This is a genomic window from Stenotrophomonas sp. SORGH_AS_0321 (assembly GCF_031453215.1).
Lineage (GTDB): Bacteria > Pseudomonadota > Gammaproteobacteria > Xanthomonadales > Xanthomonadaceae > Stenotrophomonas > Stenotrophomonas chelatiphaga.
Genome location: NZ_JAVIZG010000001.1, coordinates 867,554 through 892,962, shown reverse-complemented (window position 1 = coordinate 892,962; position 25,409 = coordinate 867,554). Strand labels below are relative to the sequence as shown.

Genomic DNA, 25,409 nt, shown 5'->3' with positions numbered 1-25,409 from the left:
CCCTCCCGCGCGGCCCGCTCCGGCCAGCCCGCGCAGCGGCTTACGCCGAGGCGTAACGCACGGCGGTGCCGATCCAGCGGTCAACGACGCGGTCGGCCAGGCCGGGCTGTTCCTGCAGCAGCCGTTCGGCCAGTGCGTGCACGTCCGGCAGCAGGTTGGCATCGCGCGCCAGGTCGGCGATGCGGAAGCCGGCCAGGCCGGTCTGGCGGGTGCCCAGCAGCTCGCCGGGGCCGCGCAGCTCCAGGTCCTTTTCGGCGATGACGAAGCCGTCGTTGGTTTCGCGCATGGTCTGCAGGCGCTCGCGCGCCATCGCCGACAACGGCGTCTGGTACAGCAGCATGCAGCGCGATACCGCCGATCCGCGTCCTACCCGCCCGCGCAGCTGGTGCAGCTGCGCCAGCCCGAGCCGCTCGGCGTTCTCGATCACCATCAGCGAGGCATTCGGCACGTCCACGCCCACTTCGATCACCGTGGTGGCGACCAGCAGGTCGATCTGCCCGGCCTTGAACGCCACCATCGTGGCCAGCTTTTCCGCGGCCTTCAGGCGACCGTGGACCAGGCCCACGCGCACGCCGGGCAGCAGCGCCTGCAGCGACTCGAAGGTGGCCTGCGCCGGCGTGGCATCGAGCTCCTCGCTTTCTTCGATCAGCGTGCAGACCCAGTACACCTGGCGCCCTTCGCTGCAGGCCAGCGCGATGCGCTCGATCAGCTCGGGGCGACGATCCGCATTGAGCGCGACGGTCTGCACCGGCGTGCGGCCGGGCGGCAGCTCATCGATCGCCGATACATCCAGATCGGCATATTCGGACATCGCCAGGGTGCGCGGGATCGGCGTGGCGGTCATCACCAGCTGGTGCGGCACGCTGTTGCCGCCTGCGCCCTTGTCGCGCAGCGCCAGCCGCTGGTGCACGCCGAAGCGGTGCTGCTCATCGACGATGGCCAGCGCAAGGTCCTGGAACACCACCGCATCCTGCATCAACGCATGCGTGCCGACCACCACCTTCGCTTCGCCGCTGGCCACATCGGCAAGCACCTTGGCGCGCGCCTTGCCGGTGACCTTGCCGGCCAGCCAGGCGACCTGCACGCCCAGCGGTTCCAGCCAGCCGCGCAGGTTGTTGAGGTGCTGTTCGGCCAGCAGTTCGGTGGGCGCGGCCAACGCGACCTGCTTGCCCTGTTCCACCGCCAGCATGGCCGCAAGCGCAGCCACCACGGTCTTGCCCGAACCCACGTCGCCCTGCACCAGCCGCAGCATCGGGCTGGGCCGGGCGAGGTCGTCGCGGATCTGTTTGAACACGCGCTGCTGCGCGCCGGTCAACGCGAATGGCAGCTGCTTGAGCAGCGCCTTGGCCAGCTTTCCCGGCCCGGCCAGCGGCGGCGCGTGATGGGCCTGCAGGGCGATGCGCTGGCGGCGCAGGCTCAGGTGGTGGGCGAGCAGTTCTTCCAGCGCCAGCCGGCGCTGTGCGGGATGGATGCCGTTGGCCAGAGCGGAAAGATCCGCATCCTGCGGCGGCTGGTGCACGGTCAGCAGTGCGCTGCGCAGTGATGGCAGGCCCAGGCCATCCAGCCATCCCGGCGGCAGCAGCTCCAGCAGGGATTCGTCCGGCAAGCGCTCCAGCGCCTGCAGGATCAGCTTGCGCATGGTCGCCGGGCCGACGCCCTCCACCGCCGGATACACCGGATCAAGCCGGTCCCCCAGCGCCGGGTCGTCCAGCCGCCCCAGCACCTGGTAACTGGGATGGACGATTTCCAGGCCAAGCTGGCCCGGGCGCGGGGTCCCGAAGCAGCGCAGGCGGTTGCCGACCGCGAACTGCCCGACCTGCTGCTGGCGGAAATGGAAGAAGCGCAGCACCAGCGTGCCGCGCCCTTCGTCTTCGAGGGCGACCTTCAGCATCGGCCGGTAGCGCATGCCGCGCTCCACCGCCATCACCCGGCCTTCGACCTGCGCCGGAACGCCGGAACGCAGGTCTTCGATCAGGGTCAGCCGGGTCCGGTCTTCATAACGCAGCGGCAGGTGCAGCCACAGGTCCTGCAGCGTGCCCAGGCCACGCGCCTGCAGCTTGCCGGCCACGGCCGGACCGACCCCGGCCAGCATCGCCAGCGAGGCTTCACCGGACGGGGCCAGTGCAGGGGCGGCGGCCTTGCGTGCCACGCAGGGTTCAGCCGATGACCATCACCGCATCGACTTCGAAGTTGGCGCCCTTCGGCAGGCCGGAGACTTCGATGGTCGAACGCGCCGGGAACGGCGCCTTGAAGTAGTCCTGCATGACGGCGTTGACCTTGGCGAACTCGGCCAGGTCGGTCAGGTACAGGCCCAGGCGGACGATCTGGTCGAGCGAGCCGCCGGCTTCTTCGGCCACCGCCTTGAGGTTGTCGAAGGCACGGCGGGCCTGGGCTTCCACGTCACCGGCGCCGACGATGTCACCGGTGGCCGGGTCCAGCGGGATCTGGCCGGAGAAGTACACGGTGTTGCCGGCGCGCACGGCCTGCGAGTAAGGACCGATGGCAGCGGGGGCCTTTTCGGTGTTGATGATCTGGCGGGTCATGGGTGCTCCGGTATCAGGAAAAACAGAGCCCTCATTGTACCGGCTTGCGGCACGGGGTCAGGTTCCTATTCCCGCGGAAAAGGAACCTGACCCCTGCCTGCCCCTGCCGGTTACTGGCGGCGCACCGACTGCACCACCGACAGGCGGCGAAGCCTGCGCATGACCTCGGCCAGGTGGTTGCGGTCGCGCACCTGCACGTTGAAGGCCAGCACGGCGGCGTTGAAGTCGCGGTCCAGGTAGTCCACGCGTTCGATGTTGGACTGGCTCTGCGCGATCGCCGCAGCCAGCTGCGCCAGCACGCCGGTGCCGTTCTCCACTTCGACCACCAGCGAGGTGTCGTAGTCACCGGATACCGACGAATCCCAGCCGATCGGCACCCAGCGCTCCGGCGATTTGCGCAGCTCGGCCAGGTTGGGACAATCCATCCGGTGCACCACGATGCCCTTGCCGGCGGTGTGGTACCCCATGATCTCATCGCCCGGAATCGGCTGGCAGCAGTTGGCGAAGGTGACCACGCCGCGTTCGCTGCCGTTGATCAGGATCTTTTCCTGCGAATGGTGGCGTGCGCCGCCGCGCAGCTCGGCGTAGGCCATCAGCGCCTGCGCTGCCTGGGTCGGCATCCAGTTGCCCAGCGCCACTTCGGCCAGCAGGGCCTCCAGGCGCGGGTAGCGGTGCTCGGCCAGGAACGCATCCAGCCGCCCCTTCGGCAGCCGCTCCAGCGACGAATCCATCGCCTCCAGCGCGCGATCCAGCATGCGGTGGCCCAGCTGCACGGCATCTTCGTGTTCCAGCTGCTTGAGCTGGTGGCGGATCGCCGTACGCGCCTTGCTGGTGACCACGAATTCCAGCCACTGCGGCTTGGGCGTGGCCGAGCGCGCGGTGATGATCTCCACCGTCTGTCCGCTGACCAGCTTCGTGCGCAGCGGCACCAGCTTCTTGTCCACGCGCGAGGCCACCGCGGTGTTGCCGACGTCGGTATGCACCGCATAGGCGAAGTCCAGCGCAGTCGCATTGCGCGGCAGCGCCATGATCTTGCCCTTCGGCGTGAACAGGTAGACCTCGTCCGGGAACAGGTCGACCTTGACGTTGTCCAGGAATTCCAGCGACGAACCGGCGGCGCGCTGCGAATCGATCAGTTCGACGATCCACGCATGGGCCCGGCTCTGCGCACTGTTGGGGGTGTCGCCGCCGAACTTGTAGGTCCAGTGCGCGGCCACGCCGCGTTCGGCGATCAGGTCCATTTCCTCGGTACGGATCTGCACCTCGATCGGCGAGCCGTAGGGGCCGAACAGCACCGTGTGCAGCGACTGGTAGCCGTTGGCCTTGGGAATGGCGATGAAGTCGCGGAAGCGCCCGTCCAGCGGCTTGAACGCGGCATGCACGGCACCCAGCGCGTGGTAGGCGTTGGGTACGCTGCGCACCACCAGGCGGAAACCGAAGACATCCATGACCTGGTCGAAGGATTTGTTCTCGTCGTGCATCTTGTTGTAGATGCTCCACGGGGTCTTGATCCGGCTGACCAGCCGATGTTCCAACCCTTCCTTGGCCAGCCGCTGGCTGAGCTGCACTTCCACCTGTGCCATCGCTTCGCGGCGCACGACCGGCTGGCTGCGGATGTGCTTTTCCAGGATCGCATGGCGCCAGGGGTACAGTGCCTTGAAGCCGAGGTTCTGCAGTTCACTCTTGACCAGGCTCATGCCCAGCCGCTGCGCGATGGGCGCATAGATTTCCAGCGTTTCGCGCGCGATCCGGCCACGCGCCTCGCTGCTCTGCGCACCCAGGGTGCGCATGTTGTGCAGGCGGTCGGCGAGCTTGATCATGATCACGCGCAGGTCGCGCGACATCGCCAGCAGCATCTTGCGGAAGCTTTCCGCGGCCGCTTCCTGGCGGTCGCGGAACTTCAGCTTGTCCAGCTTGGTGACCCCGTCGACCAGTTCGGCCACCGGCTCACCGAACTCGGCGGCCAGCTCTTCGCGGGTCAGCGGCGTGTCTTCGATGGTGTCGTGCAGGATCGCGGCGATCAGCGCTTCCATGTCCAGGCCCAGTTCGGCCAGCACCTGTGCCACGGCAACCGGGTGGGTGATGTAGGGTTCACCGGACTTGCGGGTCTGCCCCGCATGCGCGGCGGCGCCCACTTCCCAGGCACGGCGCAGCAGCGGCAGCTGCTCCGGCGGCAGGTAGTGCGCTGCGCGCTCGAGTTGAAGGACGTAATCGGGTACGTCCGCGCGTGACGGCGCGGCTACCTTGGCAGTGGGGCCTGGGTTCATGGCCGAAGCCTATGCCAGCGTCACAATTTCAGCAAATCCTGAATGCGAAACAGCCCGCTTGCGGCGGGCTGTTTCGCATCTGGCCAAGGGCGTCGACGGGACTCAGTCGTCGTTCTTGGACATGTCTTCGTCGGCGACCACTTCGGCGGCAGCCCATTCCAGCGCTTCCCGTTCGGCACGCTCGCGCTCGGCCTTCTCGACTTCGTCGATCAGCGCGTTGTCGATGCGACGGGCGGCGATCTCGCGCAGCGCCAGCACGGTCGGCTTGTCTTCGGTTTCGCTGTTGTCCAGCGTGGCCTGCACGCCGTTGGCAAGCTGGCGGGCGCGCTTGGACGCCATCATGACCAGCTCGAAACGGTTGTTAACGACTTCCAGGCAATCTTCTACGGTGATGCGGGCCATACGGGCTCCCGGCGACCGGTCGGCCGCTCAGTCGAATGAGGGAAAGGGGACGGAGTGTAAGGGCAGGGGCTGGACAAAATCAAGCCAACCCCGCCCTGTTTCTTTTGCAATCAGTCAGTTGCAGACGGATCAGCGGTCAAAAGGGCCTGGATCAGCCCCGCATGGCGGACCTTCTGCGCTTCGCGGCGCAGCCGGCTGGCGGTGAAGATGGCACAAAGCTCATCCACCGCGGTGTCGAAGATCTCGTTGACGATGACGTAGTCGAAGTCGTTGAAGTGCAGCATTTCCTCGCGCGCGGCCGACAGGCGCTGGCTGATCACCGCCTCGCTGTCCTGGCCGCGCTTGCGCATGCGGTCCTGCAGCGCCTGCCTGGACGGCGGCAGGATGAACACCGTCACCGTGCCGGGCACCAGCTGGCGCACCTGCTGCGCCCCCTGCCAGTCGATTTCCAGCAGCACGTCCTGGCCGGCGGCGAGCTGCGGTTCCACCGATTGCCGGGCGGTGCCCTTCCAGTCCCCGTGCACCCAGGCGTGTTCGAAGAAATCGCCGGCGGCGATCATGGCCTCGAACTCGGTCGCGCTGACGAAATGGTAGTGCTCGCCGTTGATCTCGCCCGGACGCGTGGCCCGCGAGGTGAACGAGATCGACAGCGCGATCTGCGGGTCGCGCGCCAGGGTGGCGTTGACGATGCTGCTCTTGCCGGCACCGGAGGGCGCGGCAACGATGTACAGCGTGCCGCGCGCGGGCGTGCCGGCCGGGGAAGGTTGGATGCTCATTCGATGTTCTGTACCTGTTCGCGGATCTGGTCGATCAGCACTTTCAGTTCCACCGCGGCACTGGAGGTGCGGCTGTCCACGGATTTGGAGCCCAGCGTATTGGCTTCGCGGTTGAACTCCTGCAGCAGGAAGTCCAGCCGGCGCCCGACCGGATCGCGCTGCTTCAGCACGCGGCGGATTTCCACGATATGGCTGCCGAGGCGGTCCAGCTCTTCATCCACGTCCAGCTTCTGCAGCCACATCACCAGTTCCTGCTCGGCGCGGCCCGGATCCACCGGGTGCGGCAGGTCGGCCAGGCGCGCGGCCAGCTTGACCCGCTGGCCTTCGCGGATGGCGGGAATCAGGGTGCGCACTTCAGCGGCGATACGCTCGATCGCATCCACCCGTTCACTGATCGCGGTTGCCAGCTTGTCGCCTTCGCGTTCGCGGCCGGCGATGAAGCCATCCAGGGTCTGCTCCAGCAGCGCCAGCGCCTCGGCCTGCAGGGCGGTGGCATCGGTGGCTTCGCCCTGCATCACGCCGGGCAGCTGCAGCAGGTCGGTGAAGCTGACCTGCAGGTTCGGGAAGTCGGACGTCAGCCGGTGCGCCAGCTGGCCCAGCTGGCCCAACAGGACATCGTTGACCTGCAGGCTGGCTGACGTTTCCGGGGTACGCAGGCGCATCACCAGGTCCAGCTTGCCGCGGCTCAGGCGTGCGGCGATGCGTTCACGCAGCTGCGGTTCCAGCGCGCGCAGTTCCTCCGTCAGGCGGGTGCCGACTTCGAGGAACCGGTGGTTCACCGAGCGCAGCTCGCAGCCCAGCGTGCCCCAGGCGGTGGCGCGCTCGCCACCGGCGTAGGCGGTCATGCTTCGGATCATGGGGTTTTCCAGATGCTCCCAAAGAGGGAATGGTACCCTAGCGGCTTCATTCGAGCCTCCTGCCTGCCCCTTCCCCGGCGCGGGCATGGACCCGTTCCCTCGCTCCAACGGTACCCCGCCATGTCCGATACCCGCCCCAGTGGCCGCCAGCCCGACCAGATGCGCCAGGTCACCCTCCAACGCGGTTTCACCCGCCACGCCGAAGGCTCGGTGCTCGTCTGCTTCGGCGAAACCCGCGTGCTGTGCACCGCCACCGTGGAAAACCGGGTACCGGGCTTCATGCGTGGCAAGGGCGAAGGCTGGGTCACCGCCGAGTACGGCATGCTGCCGCGCGCCACCCACACCCGCAGCGACCGCGAAGCGGCGCGTGGCAAGCAGGGCGGCCGCACGCTGGAAATCCAGCGCCTGATCGGCCGCAGCCTGCGTGCGTGCGTGGACCGCAACGCGCTGGGCGAGCGCACCATCACCCTGGACTGCGACGTGCTGCAGGCCGACGGCGGCACCCGTACCGCAGCCATCACCGGCGCCTACGTGGCCCTGGCCGATGCGGTGAACCTGCTGCTCAAGCGCGGTGACATCAAGCGCAACCCGATCATCGGCGCGGTGGCGGCGGTATCGGTGGGCGTCTACCGCGGCACCCCGGTGCTGGACCTGGACTACGCCGAAGACAGCGACTGCGACACCGACATGAATGTCGTCATGAACGATGGCGGCGGCTTCATCGAACTGCAGGGCACCGCCGAAGGCCACGCGTTCCGTCGCGACGAACTGGATGCGCTGCTGGCGCTGGCCGACAAGGGCGTGCGCGAACTGCTGGCGGCACAGCAGGCGGCACTGGGCGCATGAATCGCCGGCTGGCCCTGACCACCTTGCTGGTGGACGACTACGACCGTGCCATTGCCTGGTTCACCGGCGCGCTCGGCTTCCACCTGCAGCAGGACATCGACCAGGGCAGCGGCAAGCGCTGGGTGGTGGTGTCCCCAGCCGCCGACGGCGCCGCCGGGCTGCTGCTGGCGCGCGCCAGTTCGGACGTGCAGGCCGCGCGGATCGGCGACCAGACCGGCGGACGGGTCGGCTTCTTCCTGGAGACCGATGACTTCGCGCGTGACCACGCCGCGATGCTGGCCGCCGGGGTGGAGTTCCTCGAAGCACCGCGCAGGGAACCCTATGCCACCGTGGCGGTGTTCCGCGACCTGTACGGCAACACCTGGGACCTGCTGGAGCTGGCCTGATGAACCTCGCTGACACCTCCCGGCTGGTGCTTGCCAGCCACAACGCCGGCAAGCTGAAGGAAATGCAGGCGATGCTGGCCGACCTGCCGCTGCGGATCCTGTCGGCCGCCGACGCCGGCGTCGGCGATGTGCCGGAGACCGGCCTGACCTTCGTGGAAAACGCGCTGATCAAGGCGCGGGCGGCCTGCCAGGCCAGCGGCCTGCCCGCGCTGGCCGATGATTCGGGACTGATCGTCGACGCGCTGGGGGGTGCCCCGGGCCTGTACAGCGCGCGCTACGCCGGCAGCCCCACCGACGATGCGGCCAACACTGCAAAGCTGCTGACCGAACTGCACGGCGTGCCGGCGCAACAACGCACCGCACGCTTCTTCGCGGTGATCGTGCTGCTGCGCCACGCCGCCGATCCGCAGCCGCTGGTCTGCGAAGGCAGCTGGGAAGGGGTGATCCTGGAGGCCCCGCGCGGGCACAACGGATTCGGCTACAACCCGGTGTTCCTGGACCCTCGCCATGGCCTGACCGCCGCGGAAATGGAACCGGCCCTGAAGAACACGCTCAGCCACCGTGCGCTGGCCCTGCAGCAGCTGAAGCAGCGGCTGTCCACGATCTCCCTGTAACCGACCCCGATGCCCGCCCTGATCCCGCCACCGCTGTCGCTCTACGTACACCTGCCGTGGTGCGTGCGCAAATGCCCGTACTGCGATTTCAACTCGCACCAGGCCAAGGGCGAACTGCCCTTCGATGCCTACATCGATGCGCTGGTGCGCGACCTGGACCAGGACCTGCCGCTGGTATGGGGCCGGGTGGTGCACAGCGTGTTCTTCGGCGGCGGCACGCCCAGCCTGTTCCCGGCCGAAGCGATCGACCGTTTCCTGCAGCAGGCCTCGGCGCGGCTGCGCTTCGCGCCGAATGCCGAAGTCACCCTGGAGACCAATCCGGGCACGACCGAACACGGCCGTTTCGATGGGTACCGTGCGGCGGGCGTCAACCGGCTCAGCTTCGGCATCCAGACCTTCAATGACGACGCGCTCAAGCGATTGGGCCGTATCCATGACAGCGCCGAAGCCGAGCGCGCGGTGAAGATGGCCCAGGATGCAGGCTTCGACAATTTCAACATCGACCTGATGTACGCCCTGCCCGGCCAGACCCTGGCCGCCGCAGAGCATGACCTGGAGCGTGCGTTCGCGCTGCAGCCGGCGCATCTTTCGCACTACCAGCTCACGCTGGAACCGAACACGGTGTTCTTCGCCCGTCCGCCACAGGGGATCCCGGACGAAGACAGCGCCTGGGACATGCAGGAACACTGCCAGGCCCTGCTGGCGCAGGCCGGCTTCGACCAGTACGAGGTCAGTGCCTATGCGCGGCCGGGGCGGCAGAGCGCGCACAACCTGAATTACTGGCGCTTCGGCGACTACCTGGGCATCGGTGCCGGTGCGCACGGCAAGATCAGCTCCGGGGCCGAGCAGAACGTACGCCGGCGCTGGAAGCTCAAGCATCCGCAGGCGTACATGGATGCCGCCGGCACCACCGCCAGCTTCGGCGGCGATGACATCATCGCCGCGGATCGGCTGCCGTTCGAATACATGCTCAACCTGCTGCGCCTGCACGAAGGCTTCAGCCTGCGCGATTTCCAGTCGCGCACCGGCCTTGCCGCCACCGCCATCGACGCTCCGCTGCAGCAGGCGCTGCAGCGCGGTTGGCTGGAGCGCGTGGACGAGGGCCACGATCACGGGCATGGCTGCGACGACCATGGCTGTGCGAGCGCGGACGGCCACGACCACGGCGAGGTGCTGCTGCGACCGACCGAGCTGGGTCGGCGCTTCACCAACGACGTGGTGGAGCTGTTCCTGGGCGAGTAGCGCGGCCCCGCCCGACACGGTAGATTCCGAGCCCGACCCCGGGAAAACGGATGCCCAGCCCCATGCCCTCCTCGCCTCCGCCGATGCCCGAGGACACCGCGCGCTTCGCTGCGGTGGATGCCCCACCGCGGGTGCGCCGGCTGCTGGGTGCCCTGCTGGCACTGTCGCGGCAGTCGTTGACCGCGCCGTTGACGCTGACCGTGGTGGAGCTGGAACGTGAACTGCTGCGCGAGGCCGAGCGCGCCCGCAACAGCCAGGTGCAGGCCGACCTGTTCGCGCAGGCCAGGCAGATCCATCCCTTCGCCGAAGGCTTCAGCCAACGCTTCCTGGAACAGCTGGCGCAGGCGCTGGCCGCGCTGTTCGCCCCGCCCGGCGAAGCACCGGCGGCGGTGGAACCGCAGCGCCCGTCGATGTCCGCGCTGACCCTGGTCAACGACACCGACATCGACCGCGACATCGTGCTCAACGAGATCATGCGGCGCGAGATGCTGCGCTCGGCCAACGCACTGCAGCTGCTCGGACAGCGGCTGGCGGTGCTGGCCGCCGCGCCGGCGCTGGATGCCGAGCACGTGCCGTTCGGCCCGACCCTGCTATGCGGCATCGTGCGCCGGATCGGTGACGAAGCCGGGCTGGAACTGGAAGCCCAGCTGGCGCTGTACCGCAGCTTCGAACGCCAGGCGCTGGAGCGACTGGGCGAGCTGCTGGAGCGCACCAACGTGCTGCTCGGCCACGAAGGCGTGCTGCCCGGACTGGTCTATACCCCGTACCTGGCGCGCTCGGCGGCGACCCGCCGGATCGTCACCCAGCCGGGACGCAGCCAGGCCGGGGGCGCACGCGCCCACACCACGCCAGTCACCAGCTGGAACGGGGCCAGCAGCAACGCGGCCAGTTCCTGGTCGGCGATGATGCAGGCCGAACTCGGCGGGCATCCCGCGCCGGCCGGCGCGCACCCGCCGCCGCTGCCCACGGGTGCGCAGGAACAACCGGGGACAGCGGCCCCGGTGGTGGATCTGGCAGCGCCGGCGATGAGCGCACTGCACGAACTGCTGGCCGGTGCGCGGCATGCGATGGCCGCCGGCGCGGCACCAACGCCCGGCCTGGAGGCGCCGCTGCCGGGCGCTGCCATGGCAGACGAACGCGCCGTGCCGGGGGCTGCGGCCGATGCCAACGCCGTGCCCAGCGCGATGGTCGATGCGATCCTCGGGCAGCTGCAGGCACGCATCGCCGGCGGCGCCACCTCACGCAGCATGTCCGACCTGCAGACCGCCCTGCTGACCCAGCTGCGCGCCGAACACGGCGAGCAGGCGGCGCTGACGGTCAAGGATGGCGACACGCTGGACCTGCTCGGCCTGTTGTTCCAGCAGATCCGCCAGGAGCAGCGTCCGCAGGCCACAGGCAACGACCTGGTCGGCAGGCTGCAGGTGCCGCTGGCACGCGCCGCGCTGGCCGACCCGGGGTTCTTCGTGCGCGATGAACACCCGGCGCGCGAGCTGCTCAACACCATCGCCGAACTGGGCGCCAGTGGCCTGCAGGACGATGACCTGGACCCGCAGCTGGTGCAGAAGCTGGAGCGCACGGTGGACACGGTGGTGGCGCAGTACCACGACGATCCGGCCGTGTTCGCCGCCGCCAACGAAGAAGTACAGCAGCACTTCCGCGCCGCTGCGCACAAGGCTGAACTGGCCGAACGCCGCCACGTGGAAGCCGCGCGCGGCAAGGAGCGGCTGGAGGTCGCCCGCCAGCAGGCTGCCGCGCTGATTGAACAGGCCTGCGCGCAGGACCCTCCGCCGCGCTTCGTGCAGACGCTGCTGCGCCAGGCCTGGGCCGACGTGCTGACCCTGACCCAGCTGCGCCACGGCGAAGACTCCGCACTGTGGCAGCAGCGCTTGCAGCAGACCGCGCGCATCACCGCGGTCACCGCGCAACCGCCCGGCAACGGGCACGCTGCCGATGACGCCCTGTTCGACGAGGTCGAGGCCGCGGTCCTGCAGATCGGCTGCCACCACGACGAAGCCCGCGCGATCGCCCGCCGCGCCTGTCCACTCCCGGCGGCGAGGACGACAGCACCTCGCGGACCGAGCTGACGGCGCGCCTGAAGGCGCGTACCCGGCTGGGCGAGCAGGCCGAAGCCCATGACACCCGCCGGCTTGCACCGCTGGCGCGCAGCCCCGTCGAAGAAGACTGCTACCGGCAGCTGCGCACGCTGCCGTTCGGCACCTGGTTCGAGTTCATCAGCAACCAGCAGGGTGACCTGCACCGACAACGCCTGTCCTGGTACAGCCTGGTCACCGAACACGCGCTGTTCGTCAATCCGCGCGGGCAGAAGGTGGCCGAGTACACGCTGGATACGCTGGCGCGGCTGATGGCACTGGAACAGGCGCGCGTCGTCACCGAAGACAAGGGACGCCTGATCGATCGCGCCTGGCAGGCCACCCTGCGCACGCTGCGCTCGCTGGCCGGCGCCGAACAAGGGGAAGCCGCATGAGCGTAGCCGACGAAAACCCCGACACCCGCCGCGCGCCGCGCCGCAACGTGGCCGACCTGGTGCCGGTGACCGACCAGATCGCCGAACGCGTGGTCGGCCGCCTCGGCAACATTTCCGAGACCGGCATGCTGATGCTGGCCTCGGTGCCCCTGCGCGAAGACGCGCTGTACCAGCTGCAGTTCACCCTGCCACTGGCGGACGGCCACGCCGCACCGATCGACGTCGGCGTGCACCTGCTGTGGGCCGACCCGGCGCACGTGGCCGGACAGGCCTGGGCCGGTTTCCGCTTCATCACCCTCTCGCGCGAACACCGCGAACTGCTGCGCGGATGGATCGGACAGGAATCTCCGGCGCTCTGAGCGCCGGTTCCGGCACAGCAGCCGCGCGGCGCTTGCGGCACAATCAGGGGCTGTTTTCCAGCGAGTCACCGCGATGATCCAGCACGACCCCGGCGCCCTTTATCCCGACCACCTGGCCGTGCTTTGCCGGCGGGCCGAAACAGCGCTGGCGCGCGGCGGCTTCGACCACCTGGTGGTTCCCAGCGGCACCCTGCACTACCACCTGTTCGACGACCGCGATTATCCGTATGCGGTGAATCCGCAGTTCAAGGCGTGGCTGCCGCTGACCCGGGTGCCGCACAGCTGGCTGGTGTTCACCCCGGGCAAGCGTCCCACGGTGATCTTCCACCAGCCCTTCGACTACTGGCACGTGGTGCCGGACGCACCGAGTGGCTGGTGGGTGGAGCACTTCGACATCCAGGTCATCCGCAAGCCGGAAGAAGCGCTGGCGCTGCTGCCGCGTGACCGTTCGCGCTGCGCCGTGCTGGGCGAGCCGCAGAGCACACTGGGCGAGTGGGCACCCAACAACCCGGCGCCGGTGGTGGATTACCTGGAGTACCACCGCGCCTGCAAGACGCCTTACGAGATCGCGCTGATGCGCCAGGCACAGGTGCTGGGCGTGCGCGGCCACCGCGCTGCAGAAGCCGCCTTCCGCAACGGCGCCGATGAGTTTTCCATCCACATGGCGTACTGCGCGGCGGTCGGCCAGGATGCCAACGAACTGCCGTACGGCAACATCGTGGCGCTGAACGAGCACGCCGCCGTCCTGCATTACACCGAACTCGGCCGCACCGCGCCGCAGCCCCTACGCAGCTTCCTGATCGACGCCGGCGCCAGCGCGCTCGGCTACGCCAGCGACATCACCCGCACCTACGCGGCGCACGGCCACGACGAGTTCGCCGCGATGATCGGCGCGGTCGACGCTGCCCAGCAGCAGATGTGTGCCGCGGTACGCGCCGGCTTCGACTACAAGCAGCTGCACGTGGACGCGCACCTGTCGCTGATGGGCGTGCTGAAGGACTTCGACGTGCTCAAGGTATCGCCGCAGACCGCGGTGGAAACCGGGGTCAGCGCGGCCTTCTTCCCGCACGGCATCGGCCACCTGATCGGCCTGCAGGTCCACGACGTGGCGGGCTTCGCGGCGGGCGATGCCGGTGGCCGGATCGAGCGCCCGGACGGCCATCCCTACCTGCGCCTGACCCGCGTGCTGGAGCCGGGCATGGTGGTGACCATCGAACCGGGCCTGTACTTCATCGACATGCTGCTGGACGAAGTGAAGCAGGCCGGGCATGGCGCCAGCATCGACTGGGAGCGCGTCGATTTCTTCCGTCCTTATGGCGGGATCCGGATCGAGGACGAAGTGCTGTGCACCGATGGCGAGGCGGACAACCTGACCCGGCCGGAGTTTGCGCTGGCGAACGGGTGAGCCCCCCTCGCGGGTGGCAGTTTTTTGAGTCCGGCACCGGGCCGGGCGGTGGCCCTGGGCGGGGGACGGCAACAGCCGCTCCTGCGGGCCTCGTTTCGCGCCATCCATGGCGCTCAACGCCCCCGCCCAGCCCCACCGCCCGACCCTCTGACACGTTCCGGTGGCCGCCACCCGCGTAATGAAGAAAAAAAACAAAGGCAGGGGTCAGAGTCCTTTCGCTGCGCGAAAGGACTCTGACCCCATGTTTCTCCCACCCTTCCCGTCCACCGCCTTGTCCATGGCCACCATGGACCTGTCGAAGGTGGGGCGGGGTGGCTGTGCAGGACCGTCTTTTCGCATGGATGCGAAAAGCGAGCCCCCATGGACGGGTTCACGGCGTGTCCTGCACAGCCACCCCGCCCCGCCACCACACAGCCCTGCACGCTTTTGACGTTGACGTCGCTTGAAAAAGCGGGCCGCCGGGCCGCAGGCCCGGCCCCACCAATCACCCCTGCATGAACGCTTCGATCTCGTCGGCGCTGCGCGCCAGGCCCTCGGTCAACACCCGATGCCCATCGGCGGTGATCAGCACGTCATCCTCGGTGCGGATGCCAATGCCGCGCCAACGCGCCTCCACGCTGGTGTCTTCTGCGCCGACATACAGCCCCGGCTCGATGGTGAACACCATGCCCGGCTCCAGCAGCCGCGACTCACCCGCCAGTCGGTAATCGCCCACGTCGTGCACGTCCATCCCGATCCAGTGCCCGGTCTTGTGCCGGTAGAAGCGCTTGTACTGCTCCTGGGCGATGTTGTCCTCCACGCTGCCCTTGAGCAGCCCCAGCCGCAGCAGCCCCTCGGTCAGCACCTGCACCGCGGCCAGGTGACCCGCCTCGTACGCCACCCCCGGCCGTGCCTGCGCCAGGGCAGCCGCCTGCGCCGCACCGACCAGGTCATGCAACGCACGCTGCTCGGCAGTGAAACGACCGCTGACCGGGAACGTGCGGGTGATGTCGCTGGCATAGCCGCGGTACTCCGCGCCGGCATCGATCAGCACCAGCTCGCCATCGCGCGTGCGCGCGTTGTTGTCGCGGTAATGCAGGATGCAGCCGTTGCGGCCTGCACCGACGATGCTCGAGTACGCCGGGCACGCATCATGGGCGCGGAACACCCGCTCCAGCTCCGCCTGCAGCTCATATTCGTGGATGCCGGCGCGCGCGGACTGCATCGCCGCACGGTGCGCCTGCACGCTGATCTGTGCAGCCTGCTCCATCAGCGCGATCTCCGCGCCGGACTTGAACAGGCGCTGCTCATGCAGCAGGTGGCCCAGTTCCAGGAACTCGTGCGGCGGCTGCGCGCCATGGCGCACCTGCGAACGCACGCGGTTGACCCAGCCGATCAGCTTCAGGTCGAAATCCGCATCGCGCCCGAAGTGGTAGTACACCCGCGATCGCCCTTCCAGCATCCCCGGCAGGATGTCGTCCAGGTCCTCGATGGGATAGGCGTCGTCCATGCCGAAATCGGCCACCGCGCCTTCCTGGCCGGCGCGGCTGCCGTCCCACGCTTCCCGTTCGGCATCGCGTTCGCGGCAGAACAGGATGACCTCGCCGTGCCGCCGCCCGGGAATCAGCACCAGCACCGCTTCCGGCTCCGGGAAGCCGCTCAGGTACTGGAAGTCCGAATCCTGGCGGTACGGATAATGCGTATCCAGGCTGCGCACTTTTTCCGCAGCGGCCGGCAGCACCAGGATCGCATCGTCGCCGGCCATCTCCATCAGCTGGCGCCGGCGCCGCTTGTACTCGGCCGCGCCGATCCCGGTGCGCTGGCGCAGGTCCATGCGATCGCCCGCCATCAGTTCAGGCGCTGGCGGTGGCGCGCAGCCATCACGCAGTCACCATGCAGCAGCAGCACGGCGATGCGGATGAACTCCTCGATCTCGGCCAGCGCTTCGTCGTCGTCCTCGCCATCGCTGTCGAAGTCCTCGCTGGACGCCTGGGCCAGCTTGGCCAGGTCATTCAGCGCCTCTTCGCCTTCTTCGGACAGCGCCGGGCGCTTGTGCCCCGAGCCCAGCCCGAAGCCGCCCAGGAACGCGCGCGCCCAGGTGAACAGGGCATCCACCTGGGCTTCGGTCTGGGTGCTGTCGCTGAGCAGCAGCTCGAAGCCGAAATCACGGTCTTCCAGCTGCTTGATCGTCACCTCCAGCAACTGCGCCAGCGCGCTGCCCTCGGCCACCGGCTGCAGCGCATCGTCGGCCAGCACGCGGGCCGGCCAGTCGTTGCCCGGCGCGCCGCCGGCCGCCAGCCAGCCGCACAGGCCACCGTGCAGCTCGGCCGGGGTCGCGCCCAGCCCCAGCGCCGCGCTGGCGCGGGAAACGTCGTCGATGGAAGGAAGTTCGGTCATCTGCAGGCTCGTTTGTGATGGGGGCGACCCACGCAGTCCTGCCTGTGTCGCCGATGGGCTAGTTTAGAACGTGGCGCGTCGCCCCGCAGCCCGTGCCACTGACGCTTGACCGTCATCAACGGCCCTGAGACTCTTGCCGCCATGGACCATCCCAGCCCGCTCGACCAGTTGCAGGCCTTCGCCGCCCGGGTGGAGGCGCTGCTTGAGCGTAACCAGCGGCTGGCCGAAGAGAACCGCAGCCTGCGCCACCAGCAGGAACAGCTGGTCAACGAACGCTCCACCCTGCTGGCCAAGAACGAGCAGGCGCGCTCGCGGGTAGAAGCGATGATCACCCGGCTCAAATCCCTGGAGCAGCACACATGAGCGGTGCCGAACCGGTAAACGTCCGCCTGCTTGATCGCGATTACACCGTCGGCGTCACCGCCGAGGAGCGCGACAGCCTGATGGCCGCCTCGCGCCTGCTGGATGCGAAGATGCGCGAAATCCGCGGCAGCAACCGCATGGCGGCCGTCGACCGCGTCGCGGTGCTGGCGGCCTTGAACCTGGCGCACGAGCTGCAGCAGCTGCGCGATGAGAACGCCCGCCAGGCCGTTGCCCTGCAGCAGACCTTGGCCGACATGAACCGTCGGCTGGACCGCGCGATCGACGTGTAACGCCGCGCAATCTGAATTGGCACGCACTGTTGCCGACGAACGGACTACCCCTGCGCAGCGAGCTGGTTATACTGTTCCTGCGTTCTCTGCGGTACACGACGGCATGTGCAAACATTCGCCTTGTCCCTTAAGAACGACACCGGGAGCGCGACGGTGCCGGGAGTGCATGTCCGCCTTGCAGCGGGAAGCCCGATGGTTCCCCAGCGTTCCCACTTGAGCCCCTGGGTTCAAGGTCGTTTCGCATGCATCGTCATTGCGGAGAATGCAATATTCGACAAAGGCGGCGTCTTCGGATGTCGCCTTTGTTTTTTCCGGTCGGCCGCGCGGCACAATAGCGCCATGCCCTCCTCGCCCCCCTCGATACCCGATCCCCGCAATACGTTGCGCGCCGCGCTCCGCCAGCGTCGCCGCGACCTGCCAGCCGCGGCCCGGATCGACGCCGCCGACCGCCTCGCCGCGCGCCTGCTGTCGCTGCCGTTCGCCCCGCAACGCGGGCATGTCGCCGGTTACTGGGCGATGGATGGCGAAATCGCCCTGCATCGCTGGCAGCTGAGCCTGCCCGACACCGTCACCTACTGCCTGCCGGTGCTGCACGACAACGTCCTGCGCTTTGCGCCCTGGCGTCCGGGCCAGGCGCTGCGGCAGAACCGTTTCGGCATTCCCGAACCCGACCTGGACCCTGCCGATACGCTGGATGCCGGCGCGATGCACCTGGTGGTGACCCCGCTGGTCGGCTTCGACGCACAGGGCGGCCGGCTGGGCATGGGAGGGGGCTGGTATGATCGCAGCTTCGCCTTCCGGCACGACCGCCCTGCTCCGCCGTGGCTGGTCGGCGCGGCTTTCGCCGTGCAGCAGGTCGATGCGCTGGCCGTCGCGTCCTGGGACGTGGCGCTGGACGCCATCTGCACCGAAGCCGACACCCTTTTCGCCTCGCACGTGACCGCATGACTGCCCGCAAGCGCTATTGGCTGATGAAGTCCGAACCGGACGCCTTTTCCATCGATGACCTGCAACGCGTGGGCACCGAGCCCTGGAACGGCGTCCGCAATTACCAGGCGCGCAACTTCATGCGCGACGGGATGCACGTCGGCGACGGCATCCTGTTCTACAACTCCAACACCAAGGTGCCTGGCATCGTCGGCATCGCCACGGTGGCCAGTGCCGCCTATCCCGATGACACCCAGTTCGATCCGCAATCGGACTACCACGACCCCAAGGCGACCCGCGAAGAGCCGCGCTGGATGCTGGTGGACGTGGGCTTCGAGCGCAAGCTGGAGCGGGTCATCGCGCTGGATGAAATCAAGCTGCACGCCGATGCGCTGGGCGAAGGGTTCCCGCTCACCGCCAAGGGCAACCGCCTTTCCGTGTTCCCGGTGACCGCTGCGCAGTGGAAGCTGCTGCTGTCGCTGGAACGCAGACCCTGATCCTCCATCGAGACCGCCCGCATGTCCGAAGCCAAGCGCCTGGCCGCTGAAAAAGCCATCGAATACGTCGAAGACGGCATGATCGTCGGGGTCGGCACCGGCTCCACCGTCGCCTACTTCATCGATGCGCTGGGCCGCATCCAGCACCGCATCAAGGGCGCGGTGTCCAGTTCCGAACAGAGCACCGCGCGCCTGAAGCAGCTCGGCATCGACGTGCTGGAGCTCAACCACACCGGCAGCCTGTCGCTGTACGTGGACGGTGCCGACGAGTGCGATCCGGGCAAGTGCCTGATCAAGGGTGGCGGCGCCGCGCTGACCCGCGAGAAGATCATCGCCGAGGCCAGCGAGCGCTTCATCTGCATCGTGGACCCGTCCAAGCAGGTGCCGGTGCTGGGCCGGTTCCCGCTGCCGGTGGAAGTGATCCCGATGGCGCGCAGCCTGGTCGCCCGCCAGATCCGCGACATGACCGGCGGCCAGCCGACCTGGCGCGAGGGCGTGGTGACCGACAACGGCAACCAGATCCTGGACATCCACCATCTGCAGATCACCGATCCGGAAAAGCTCGAGCGCGAGCTCAACCAGCTGCCCGGCGTGGTCTGCGTGGGCCTGTTCGCGCGCCGCCGCGCCGACGTGGTGATCGTCGGCGGCGAACCGCCGGTGGTGCTCTGATTCCCTGCCGGGCGTGCGCTGCAAGGCCCGCCTGACCGTTTTTCCTATCGAGGACAACCCGATGTCGATCCGTTCCCTGCTCCTGCTGCCGCTGCTCGCGCTGGCCGGCTGCGCCACCGGTGCATCCCAGCACTGGGTGGAGCTCGATGGCGCCCGCTACAAAGTGGAACTGGCGCAGAACGATGAAACCCGCGCGCGCGGGCTGATGTTCCGCGACAGCCTGCCCGAAGACCACGGCATGCTGTTCATCCATGACCGCGAGGAACCCCTCGCCTACTGGATGAAGAACACCCGCATCGGCCTGGACATCCTGTACTTCGACAGTGCGCGCAAGCTGGTCAGCCAGCAGCGCGACGTGCCGCCGTGCTCGGCCGGGGACCGCTGCCCGCCGTATCCGAGCAGCGGGCCGGCACGCTACGTGCTCGAGCTCAATGCCGGCCAGGCGGAGAAGATCAAGTTGAAGGACGGCACCGAACTGAAGCTGGGACCGGGCATCCCGCCGCTCTGACCGGAACGACCCGGATGCCGGCCGCCGGCCGGCATCCTTTCACCTGCTGCAGCTTGAAACCTTGCGGCATTGCCGCCAGTCTGTAGGCATGCAGGACCGGATCACATTGCCCGACTGGGACACCTTGGCCGAACTCGACGACGAGTCGCTGCCACTGCTGCCCACTGCGTTGCTCATCGCACGCGACGAATATCCCGCACTGGATCCCACGGTGTACGACGCGACCGTGCAGGCGCACGTCGACCACCTGCGCGCGGAAGTGGAGATCATCGCGTCGGCGCCGCTGAAGATGGCCGCGATCAACCGCCACCTGTTCGATGAGCTGGGTTACAGCGGCGACCACGACGAATACTACGATCCGCGCAACAGCTATCTCAACGAGGTGTTCGAGCGTCGCCTGGGCAATCCGATCTCGCTGGCGCTGGTGCAGATGGAGGTCGCCCGCCGCCTCGGCATCGTGCTGGACGGGGTGTCCTTCCCCGGCCATTTCCTGGTGCGCCTGCCGATGGAGGAAGGGATGCTGGTGATGGACCCGTTCAACGGCGGCCGGCCGCTGGGCGTGGAAGAACTGCGCGAGCGCGCAAGTTCGCATCTCGGCGGCCAGCGACCGGACGACCAGGTGCTGGCGCAGATCCTCGACCCCGCGCCCAGCCGCGCGATCCTGATGCGGATGCTGCGCAACCTGCAGGGCGTCTACGCGGAAAACCACCAGTGGGACCGCGCCGCGCGCAGCGCCGACCGCCTGCTGAAACTGGCGCCGGAAAACGACGACGCGCTGCGCGACCGTGGCCTGGCCTACCTGAAGCTGGAGTACCTGGCCGGTGCGCGCCGCGACCTGGGCCGCTACGTGCAGCGCAATCCCGATGCGGGCGACGCGCAGGCCCTGCGCGAGAAACTGGTGGACCTCGGCGGGCCGCGCACGCGGCTGCATTGAGCCGCACCGCGCGGTGCACGGTTCAGTCCAGTTCCACCATCTCGAAATCATCCTTGGTCACGCCGCAGTCCGGGCAGGTCCAGGTGTCCGGGACGTCTTCCCAGCGGGTCCCCGCCGCGATGCCTTCTTCGGGCAGGCCGTCTGCTTCGTGGTACAGGAATCCACAGACCACGCACATCCACGTGCGGAACACGGCCGGGGGGGTGTCGCTCATGGGATGTTCCCCTTCAAAATGACGTCCTTCAATGCACTCCGTGGCCATTGTCCCATCGTGGCCACGCAACCGGTAGCCATCCATGTCCCCTACGCCTGCAACGCCTCGCGGCGTGTACCTGATCACCCCGGACGAGCCCGATACCGCACGCCTGCTGGCGCGTGTCGAGCCGCTGCTCGCCGCCGGCACCACGTGGCTGCAGTACCGCAACAAGACCGCGACGGCGGCCCTGCGCCGCGAGCAGGCGGCCGCCCTGCAGGCCCTGTGCGTCCGCCATGGCGTGCCCCTGCTGATCAACGATGACGCGCCGCTGGCGCAGGCGGTCGGCGCCGCCGGCGTGCATATCGGTGAAGACGACGGCGGCGTTGCGGCGGCACGCGCGCTGCTGGGGCCGACGGCACTGGTCGGCGCATCCTGTTACGACGAACCGGCGCTGGCACGGGAGGCCGTCGCCGCCGGCGCCAGTTACGTGGCCTTCGGCGCGTTCTACCCCAGCCGCAGCAAGGCGACCACCCGCCGCGCCACGCCGGACCTGCTGCGGCAAAGCGCCGCACTGGGCGTGCCGCGGGTGGCGATCGGCGGGCTGACACCGGACAATGTCGGTCCCGTCATCGCCGCCGGTGCAGACCTGGTAGCTGTGATCAGCAGCGTGTTCGAGGCCGCCGACCCGGTCTCCACGCTGCACGCCTATCTCGCCTGCTTCAAGGATCCCGCATGAACCACGACCAGTCCCACGCCCTGTTCACCCGCGCCCAGGCGCTGCTGCCCGGTGGCGTCAATTCGCCGGTGCGCGCGTTCAAGTCGGTGGGCGGCGAGCCGTTCTTCGTCGAACGCGCCGACGGCGCCTACCTGCATGACGTGGATGGCAACCGCTACATCGACTACGTCGGTTCGTGGGGTCCGATGATCGTCGGCCACAACCATCCCGAGGTGCGCCAGGCGGTCAAGAAGGCCGCTGACAGTGGCCTGTCCTTCGGCGCACCGTGCGCGGCCGAAGTCACCATGGCCGAGACGCTGACCCGGCTGGTGCCTTCCTGCGAGATGGTGCGGATGGTCAACTCCGGTACCGAAGCCACGTTGTCGGCGATCCGCCTGGCGCGCGGTGCCACCGGCCGCAGCCGCATCGTCAAGTTCGAAGGCTGCTACCACGGCCATGGCGACTCGTTCCTGGTCAAGGCCGGCAGCGGCATGCTGACCCTCGGCGTGCCCACCTCACCGGGCGTGCCGGCCGGCCTGAGCGAGCTGACCCTGACCCTGCCCTACAACGATTTCGACGCCGCTACCGCGCTGTTCGAAGCGCAGGGCGAGCAGATCGCCGGCCTGATCATCGAACCGGTGGTCGGCAATGCCAACTGCATCCCGCCGCGCGAGGGCTACCTGCAGCACCTGCGCGAGCTGTGCACGCGCTTCGGCACCGTGCTGATCTTCGATGAAGTGATGACCGGCTTCCGGGTTGCGCTGGGCGGCGCCCAGGCGCACTACGGGGTCACCCCGGACCTGACCACCTTCGGCAAGATCATCGGCGGCGGCATGCCGGTGGGTGCCTACGGCGGCAAGCGTGAGCTGATGCAGCAGATCTCACCGGCCGGCCCGATCTACCAGGCCGGCACGCTGAGCGGCAATCCGGTGGCGATGGCCGCCGGGCTGGCGATGCTGGAACTGGTGCAGCAGCCGGGCTTCCATGCGCAGTTGTCCGCGCGCGCCGCGCGCCTGTGCGCGGGCCTGGAACAGGCCGCCGCCGAGGCGGGCGTGAGCGTCACCACCACCCAGGTGGGCGGCATGTTCGGCCTGTTCTTCACCGACCAGAAGGTGGAGACCTATGCCCAGGCCACCGCCTGTGACATCCCCGCCTTCAACCGTTTCTTCCACGCGATGCTGGAACAGGGCGTGTTCCTGGCCCCCTCCGCCTACGAGGCGGGTTTCCTGTCCAGCGCCCACGACGACGAGGTGATCGAGGCGACCCTCGCCGCCGCCCGCATCGCCTTCAAGGCCTAGCCGAACACCAGCGTGCCTTTCATCATCGCGAAGTGGCCGGGGAACGAGCAGAAGAAGGTGTAGTCACCGCCCTTCTGCAGGGCGCGGGTGGAGAAGCGGACGCTGGTGCTCTGGCCGCCGCCGATCACCTTGGTATGCGCCAGCACGCGCGCATCGCCCTTCGGCAGGTAGCTGTCGGCGAGCGTGCCGCGCATGCCGGCCATGGCCACCGGCTGGTAATCGGCGGTGCGCGTCAGTACCCAGTTGTGCCCCATCGCGGTGGCCGCCATGCGGCCGGTGTGGCGCAAGGTCAGGGCGACCTCGGTGCAATCGGCGGCCAGCGTGATCTGGCGCGCACTGAAGGTCATCTGGTCGGTGCTGTCGATGTTCACCGCGCAGACGCGCGCCATCGCCGACGGCGCCAGCAGCACCGCGCCCAGCCCTGCCACCCATGCCCACTGCTTCATCACTGCCTGCTCCCGTTCGTCGTGGGCTCCATTGTAGGAAAGCACGGCAGCACGCGGCTGTGACCGGCTGTCGCAGCCGCGGCGTTGGATCAGGCATGCTGCGGTGATGAAGCCGGGAATCGAACTGCTGCTGCTGGACGTCGACGGGGTGCTGCTGGACTACCAGCGCAGCGTACGCGTGCGGCACCTTGCCCGCAGCCTGGGCGTGGACGGCACGCGGGTGCAGCAGGTGCTGTTCGAAAGCGGACTGGAAACGCGCTACGACAGCGGGATGACCGCGACCGCGGAATACCTGCGCGTGTTGAGCGAGGGCCTGCAGGCCGAGGTCAGCGAGGCGCTGTGGATCCAGGCACGGGTGGCCGCATCACGCCCGCGCGAGGACGTGGTGCAGCAGATCCTCACCCTTCCCGCTGCAGTGCGCATCGGCGTGCTGACCAACAACGGCCCGCTGATGGCCGAGGTACTTCACGCCCTGCTTCCGGCGCTGTGTGACCGCGTGGGTGGGGGCCTGCTGTGCAGCGGCGCGCTGGGGGGACGCAAGCCCGATCCGGCGCTGTACCAGCGCGCACTGCAGCACCTGCAGGTCACGCCGTCGCGCACGCTGTTCATCGATGACCTGTTCACCAACGTGCGCGGTGCGCGGCAGGCGGGTCTGTACGCCGAAACCGTGCGCGACGGGCGCAGCGTGGGCCGGGTGCTGAAGCGCCACGGCCTGCGATGACGACCGACGGTCGCCACGCCACCCACCGTGCTCAGCGCGCGGCGATGTAGCTGGCCACGGCCGCGCGCAGGCGCTTGAGGCCTTCGGCGATTTCCTCGTCGGTGATGTTCAGCGACGGCACGAAACGCAGCACGTCCGGACCGGCCTGCAGGGTCAGCAGGCCGTGCTCGGCGGCGTGGTCGAGGATCACCCCGGCCTGGCCCAGGTGGTCCTTGGACAGCACCGCACCGAGCATCAGCCCGCGCCCACGCACCTGCCCGAACACGCCGAACTCGGCGTTGATGCGTTCAAAGCCTTCGCGCAGCGCGCGCGACTGGCGGTCGACGTTGGCGGCGATCTCATCGGACGCCAGCTTGCGCAGCGCGACCCGCGCCACCGCAGCGGCCAGCGGATTGCCGCCGAAGGTGGTGCCATGGGCGCCGAACTGCATGGTCTCGGCGACCTTCGGGCCGGCCAGCATCGCGCCGATCGGGAAGCCGCCGCCGAGCGCCTTGGCCAGGGTGACCATGTCCGGCACCACCCCATCCTGCCAGTGCGCGAACAAGGTCCCGGTGCGGCCCATGCCGGCCTGGATCTCATCCAGCACCAGCAGCGCGCCATGCTGGTCGCACAGCTCGCGCACGCGCTTGAGGAAGCCCGGCCTGGCCGGCATCACCCCGCCCTCGCCCTGGACCGGCTCCAGCATGACCGCGGCCACGTCACCGGCGGCCATCGCGGTTTCCAGCTGCACTTCATCGTTGAAATCCACGTAGCGGAAGCCCTGCGGCAGCGGCTCGTAGCCTTCCTGGTACTTCGGCTGGGCGGTGGCGGTCACCGCCGCCAGGGTACGACCGTGGAAGCTGCCGCGGAAGGTGACGATGACCCGCCGATCCGCCGGACGCCCCTGCGACGACGCCCACTTGCGCACCATCTTGATCGCCACTTCATTGGCTTCGGCACCGGAGTTGCACAGGAACACGCGTTCGGCGAAGCGGCTGGCCTTGACCAGTTCCTCGGCCAGGTGCAGCGGCGGCGCGCTGTAGAACACATTGCTGGTGTGCCAGAGCTTGCCGGCCTGTTCCACCAGCGCCGCGGTCAGGTCCGGATCGTTGTGGCCAAGGCCGCACACGGCGATGCCCGCGGCCAGGTCGATGTACTCGCGGCCCTGCGAATCCCACACGCGTGCGCCCTGCCCGCGTTCGAGCACGACCTGGCGCGGCTTGTAGACCGGCAGGTAGTAGTGCGACAGGGAGATCAGGGGGTCGGTGGCGGCGGTCATGGCGGTCCGGCGAGCTTCGGAAAGCGCCC

Annotated in this window: 27 protein-coding genes, 1 other RNA gene and 1 pseudogene; 18 read left to right on the top strand and 11 right to left on the bottom strand. The window is 68.6% G+C overall.

The genetic code is table 11. The features are described 5' to 3' along the window. Nucleotides 1-40 precede the first annotated feature (40 nt). The 6 genes from recG to QE373_RS03735 form a co-directional block, all read right to left on the bottom strand. A complete protein-coding gene (gene recG / locus QE373_RS03760; protein WP_309683747.1) occupies nt 41-2,149 on the bottom strand; it encodes an ATP-dependent DNA helicase RecG in 2,109 nt (702 codons plus the stop codon). A gap of 7 nt (nt 2,150-2,156) precedes the next feature. Then, complete coding sequence (locus tag QE373_RS03755; RefSeq protein WP_057687518.1) at nt 2,157-2,543, bottom strand: RidA family protein; 387 nt, start codon at nt 2,541-2,543, stop codon at nt 2,157-2,159. Nucleotides 2,544-2,653: 110 nt separating this feature from the next. Beyond that, nucleotides 2,654-4,810, bottom strand: coding sequence for a bifunctional (p)ppGpp synthetase/guanosine-3',5'-bis(diphosphate) 3'-pyrophosphohydrolase (locus QE373_RS03750; protein ID WP_057687517.1), 2,157 nt, complete (start codon nt 4,808-4,810; stop codon nt 2,654-2,656). Between the two features lie 102 nt (nt 4,811-4,912). Beyond that, complete coding sequence (gene rpoZ, locus QE373_RS03745) at nt 4,913-5,212, bottom strand: DNA-directed RNA polymerase subunit omega (protein ID WP_042614409.1); 300 nt, start codon at nt 5,210-5,212, stop codon at nt 4,913-4,915. Nucleotides 5,213-5,322: 110 nt separating this feature from the next. Beyond that, a complete protein-coding gene (gene gmk, locus QE373_RS03740) occupies nt 5,323-5,988 on the bottom strand; it encodes a guanylate kinase (RefSeq protein WP_309683741.1) in 666 nt (221 codons plus the stop codon). Next, nucleotides 5,985-6,845 (bottom strand): YicC/YloC family endoribonuclease, encoded by an 861-nt coding sequence (locus QE373_RS03735; RefSeq protein ID WP_309683738.1) that lies wholly within the window; start codon nt 6,843-6,845, stop codon nt 5,985-5,987. The genes gmk and QE373_RS03735 overlap by 4 nt, the downstream gene beginning before the upstream one ends. 120 nt (nt 6,846-6,965) lie before the next feature. Between QE373_RS03735 and rph the strand changes: the two genes are divergently transcribed. The 7 genes and pseudogenes from rph (at nt 6,966) to pepQ (ending at nt 14,182) form a co-directional block, all read left to right on the top strand. Then, nucleotides 6,966-7,691, top strand: coding sequence for a ribonuclease PH (gene rph, locus QE373_RS03730; protein ID WP_309683736.1), 726 nt, complete (start codon nt 6,966-6,968; stop codon nt 7,689-7,691). Continuing rightward, nucleotides 7,688-8,077 carry a VOC family protein gene (locus QE373_RS03725; RefSeq protein ID WP_309683734.1) on the top strand — a complete coding sequence of 130 codons (390 nt, stop codon included), beginning with the start codon at nt 7,688-7,690 and terminating at the stop codon, nt 8,075-8,077. Before rph ends, QE373_RS03725 begins: the two co-directional genes overlap by 4 nt. Beyond that, nucleotides 8,077-8,691, top strand: a complete 615-nt coding sequence (rdgB, locus tag QE373_RS03720; RefSeq protein ID WP_309683732.1) for an RdgB/HAM1 family non-canonical purine NTP pyrophosphatase — start codon at nt 8,077-8,079, stop codon at nt 8,689-8,691. The genes QE373_RS03725 and rdgB overlap by 1 nt, the downstream gene beginning before the upstream one ends. Nucleotides 8,692-8,700: 9 nt before the next feature. Continuing rightward, the gene (hemW, locus tag QE373_RS03715; RefSeq protein ID WP_309683729.1) at nt 8,701-9,933 is read left to right on the top strand and encodes a radical SAM family heme chaperone HemW; all 1,233 of its coding nucleotides are present in this window, start codon (nt 8,701-8,703) and stop codon (nt 9,931-9,933) included. Between the two features lie 62 nt (nt 9,934-9,995). Further along, nucleotides 9,996-12,418, top strand: a pseudogene (locus tag QE373_RS03710) (DUF1631 family protein). After that, nucleotides 12,415-12,777 (top strand): PilZ domain-containing protein, encoded by a 363-nt coding sequence (locus tag QE373_RS03705; RefSeq protein WP_309683728.1) that lies wholly within the window; start codon nt 12,415-12,417, stop codon nt 12,775-12,777. Before QE373_RS03710 ends, QE373_RS03705 begins: the two are co-directional and overlap by 4 nt. Nucleotides 12,778-12,850: 73 nt before the next feature. Next, the gene (gene pepQ / locus QE373_RS03700) at nt 12,851-14,182 is read left to right on the top strand and encodes a Xaa-Pro dipeptidase (RefSeq protein ID WP_309683726.1); all 1,332 of its coding nucleotides are present in this window, start codon (nt 12,851-12,853) and stop codon (nt 14,180-14,182) included. A 484-nt stretch (nt 14,183-14,666) separates the two neighbouring features. On the opposite strand, the gene QE373_RS03695 is transcribed toward pepQ, so the two are convergent. Both QE373_RS03695 and QE373_RS03690 read right to left on the bottom strand, forming a co-directional pair. Further along, complete coding sequence (locus QE373_RS03695) at nt 14,667-15,989, bottom strand: aminopeptidase P N-terminal domain-containing protein (RefSeq protein ID WP_309689543.1); 1,323 nt, start codon at nt 15,987-15,989, stop codon at nt 14,667-14,669. Between the two features lie 20 nt (nt 15,990-16,009). Then, on the bottom strand, nt 16,010-16,558 hold the full coding sequence (locus tag QE373_RS03690) for a UPF0149 family protein (RefSeq protein ID WP_057509154.1): 549 nt from the start codon (nt 16,556-16,558) through the stop codon (nt 16,010-16,012). Nucleotides 16,559-16,699: 141 nt separating this feature from the next. Between QE373_RS03690 and QE373_RS03685 the strand changes: the two genes are divergently transcribed. The 8 genes from QE373_RS03685 (at nt 16,700) to QE373_RS03650 (ending at nt 20,746) form a co-directional block, all read left to right on the top strand. Further along, entirely contained in the window at nt 16,700-16,921 is a 222-nt protein-coding gene (locus QE373_RS03685) for a TIGR02449 family protein (RefSeq protein WP_057509155.1), read from the top strand. After that, nucleotides 16,918-17,211 carry a cell division protein ZapA gene (zapA, locus tag QE373_RS03680; RefSeq protein ID WP_057509156.1) on the top strand — a complete coding sequence of 98 codons (294 nt, stop codon included), beginning with the start codon at nt 16,918-16,920 and terminating at the stop codon, nt 17,209-17,211. Before QE373_RS03685 ends, zapA begins: the two co-directional genes overlap by 4 nt. A gap of 80 nt (nt 17,212-17,291) precedes the next feature. Beyond that, nucleotides 17,292-17,477: non-coding RNA, 6S RNA (gene ssrS, locus QE373_RS03675), on the top strand. 94 nt (nt 17,478-17,571) lie between these two features. Then, nucleotides 17,572-18,159, top strand: a complete 588-nt coding sequence (locus tag QE373_RS03670) for a 5-formyltetrahydrofolate cyclo-ligase (protein ID WP_309689540.1) — start codon at nt 17,572-17,574, stop codon at nt 18,157-18,159. Next, a complete protein-coding gene (locus QE373_RS03665; RefSeq protein WP_309683719.1) occupies nt 18,156-18,635 on the top strand; it encodes an EVE domain-containing protein in 480 nt (159 codons plus the stop codon). Before QE373_RS03670 ends, QE373_RS03665 begins: the two co-directional genes overlap by 4 nt. A gap of 21 nt (nt 18,636-18,656) precedes the next feature. Next, nucleotides 18,657-19,304 (top strand): ribose-5-phosphate isomerase RpiA, encoded by a 648-nt coding sequence (gene rpiA, locus QE373_RS03660; protein WP_123698997.1) that lies wholly within the window; start codon nt 18,657-18,659, stop codon nt 19,302-19,304. 61 nt (nt 19,305-19,365) lie between these two features. Further along, entirely contained in the window at nt 19,366-19,812 is a 447-nt protein-coding gene (locus tag QE373_RS03655) for a DUF192 domain-containing protein (RefSeq protein WP_057509159.1), read from the top strand. An 88-nt stretch (nt 19,813-19,900) separates the two neighbouring features. After that, on the top strand, nt 19,901-20,746 hold the full coding sequence (locus QE373_RS03650; RefSeq protein WP_057509160.1) for a SirB1 family protein: 846 nt from the start codon (nt 19,901-19,903) through the stop codon (nt 20,744-20,746). A gap of 22 nt (nt 20,747-20,768) precedes the next feature. Here the strand turns inward: QE373_RS03650 and QE373_RS03645 are convergent, their stop codons facing one another. Next, entirely contained in the window at nt 20,769-21,008 is a 240-nt protein-coding gene (locus QE373_RS03645; RefSeq protein WP_057509161.1) for a rubredoxin, read from the bottom strand. A gap of 34 nt (nt 21,009-21,042) precedes the next feature. Between QE373_RS03645 and thiE the strand changes: the two genes are divergently transcribed. Together thiE and hemL are read left to right on the top strand one after the other, a co-directional pair. Further along, nucleotides 21,043-21,678, top strand: coding sequence for a thiamine phosphate synthase (gene thiE, locus QE373_RS03640; protein WP_309683714.1), 636 nt, complete (start codon nt 21,043-21,045; stop codon nt 21,676-21,678). Beyond that, a complete protein-coding gene (gene hemL / locus QE373_RS03635; protein WP_309683713.1) occupies nt 21,675-22,955 on the top strand; it encodes a glutamate-1-semialdehyde 2,1-aminomutase in 1,281 nt (426 codons plus the stop codon). The genes thiE and hemL overlap by 4 nt, the downstream gene beginning before the upstream one ends. Here the strand turns inward: hemL and azu are convergent. Next, nucleotides 22,952-23,401, bottom strand: a complete 450-nt coding sequence (gene azu, locus QE373_RS03630) for an azurin (protein WP_309683711.1) — start codon at nt 23,399-23,401, stop codon at nt 22,952-22,954. The two genes, hemL and azu, sit on opposite strands and share 4 nt — an antisense overlap. Before the next feature lie 106 nt (nt 23,402-23,507). Between azu and QE373_RS03625 the strand changes: the two genes are divergently transcribed. Further along, complete coding sequence (locus QE373_RS03625) at nt 23,508-24,122, top strand: HAD-IA family hydrolase (RefSeq protein WP_309683709.1); 615 nt, start codon at nt 23,508-23,510, stop codon at nt 24,120-24,122. Nucleotides 24,123-24,153: 31 nt separating this feature from the next. Here the strand turns inward: QE373_RS03625 and QE373_RS03620 are convergent, their stop codons facing one another. Further along, entirely contained in the window at nt 24,154-25,380 is a 1,227-nt protein-coding gene (locus QE373_RS03620) for an acetylornithine transaminase (protein ID WP_057509166.1), read from the bottom strand. Between the last annotated feature and the right edge of the window lie 29 nt (nt 25,381-25,409).

Excerpts from the sequence above, each read along its gene's own strand:
- rpoZ (WP_042614409.1), bottom strand. The coding sequence starts at position 5,212 with ATGGCCCGCATCACCGTAGAAGATTGCCTGGAAGTCGTTAACAACCGT.
- QE373_RS03685 (WP_057509155.1), top strand. The coding sequence starts at position 16,700 with ATGGACCATCCCAGCCCGCTCGACCAGTTGCAGGCCTTCGCCGCCCGG.
- azu (WP_309683711.1), bottom strand. The coding sequence starts at position 23,401 with ATGAAGCAGTGGGCATGGGTGGCAGGGCTGGGCGCGGTGCTGCTGGCG.
- hemL (WP_309683713.1), top strand. The coding sequence starts at position 21,675 with ATGAACCACGACCAGTCCCACGCCCTGTTCACCCGCGCCCAGGCGCTG.
- QE373_RS03735 (WP_309683738.1), bottom strand. The coding sequence starts at position 6,845 with ATGATCCGAAGCATGACCGCCTACGCCGGTGGCGAGCGCGCCACCGCC.
- QE373_RS03725 (WP_309683734.1), top strand. The coding sequence starts at position 7,688 with ATGAATCGCCGGCTGGCCCTGACCACCTTGCTGGTGGACGACTACGAC.
- zapA (WP_057509156.1), top strand. The coding sequence starts at position 16,918 with ATGAGCGGTGCCGAACCGGTAAACGTCCGCCTGCTTGATCGCGATTAC.
- QE373_RS03705 (WP_309683728.1), top strand. The coding sequence starts at position 12,415 with ATGAGCGTAGCCGACGAAAACCCCGACACCCGCCGCGCGCCGCGCCGC.
- QE373_RS03665 (WP_309683719.1), top strand. The coding sequence starts at position 18,156 with ATGACTGCCCGCAAGCGCTATTGGCTGATGAAGTCCGAACCGGACGCC.
- gmk (WP_309683741.1), bottom strand. The coding sequence starts at position 5,988 with ATGAGCATCCAACCTTCCCCGGCCGGCACGCCCGCGCGCGGCACGCTG.
- rph (WP_309683736.1), top strand. The coding sequence starts at position 6,966 with ATGTCCGATACCCGCCCCAGTGGCCGCCAGCCCGACCAGATGCGCCAG.
- QE373_RS03650 (WP_057509160.1), top strand. The coding sequence starts at position 19,901 with ATGCAGGACCGGATCACATTGCCCGACTGGGACACCTTGGCCGAACTC.
- QE373_RS03645 (WP_057509161.1), bottom strand. The coding sequence starts at position 21,008 with ATGGCCACGGAGTGCATTGAAGGACGTCATTTTGAAGGGGAACATCCC.
- hemW (WP_309683729.1), top strand. The coding sequence starts at position 8,701 with ATGCCCGCCCTGATCCCGCCACCGCTGTCGCTCTACGTACACCTGCCG.
- QE373_RS03750 (WP_057687517.1), bottom strand. The coding sequence starts at position 4,810 with ATGAACCCAGGCCCCACTGCCAAGGTAGCCGCGCCGTCACGCGCGGAC.
- QE373_RS03690 (WP_057509154.1), bottom strand. The coding sequence starts at position 16,558 with ATGACCGAACTTCCTTCCATCGACGACGTTTCCCGCGCCAGCGCGGCG.
- QE373_RS03620 (WP_057509166.1), bottom strand. The coding sequence starts at position 25,380 with ATGACCGCCGCCACCGACCCCCTGATCTCCCTGTCGCACTACTACCTG.
- pepQ (WP_309683726.1), top strand. The coding sequence starts at position 12,851 with ATGATCCAGCACGACCCCGGCGCCCTTTATCCCGACCACCTGGCCGTG.
- thiE (WP_309683714.1), top strand. The coding sequence starts at position 21,043 with ATGTCCCCTACGCCTGCAACGCCTCGCGGCGTGTACCTGATCACCCCG.
- QE373_RS03655 (WP_057509159.1), top strand. The coding sequence starts at position 19,366 with ATGTCGATCCGTTCCCTGCTCCTGCTGCCGCTGCTCGCGCTGGCCGGC.
- QE373_RS03625 (WP_309683709.1), top strand. The coding sequence starts at position 23,508 with ATGAAGCCGGGAATCGAACTGCTGCTGCTGGACGTCGACGGGGTGCTG.
- rdgB (WP_309683732.1), top strand. The coding sequence starts at position 8,077 with ATGAACCTCGCTGACACCTCCCGGCTGGTGCTTGCCAGCCACAACGCC.
- rpiA (WP_123698997.1), top strand. The coding sequence starts at position 18,657 with ATGTCCGAAGCCAAGCGCCTGGCCGCTGAAAAAGCCATCGAATACGTC.
- QE373_RS03755 (WP_057687518.1), bottom strand. The coding sequence starts at position 2,543 with ATGACCCGCCAGATCATCAACACCGAAAAGGCCCCCGCTGCCATCGGT.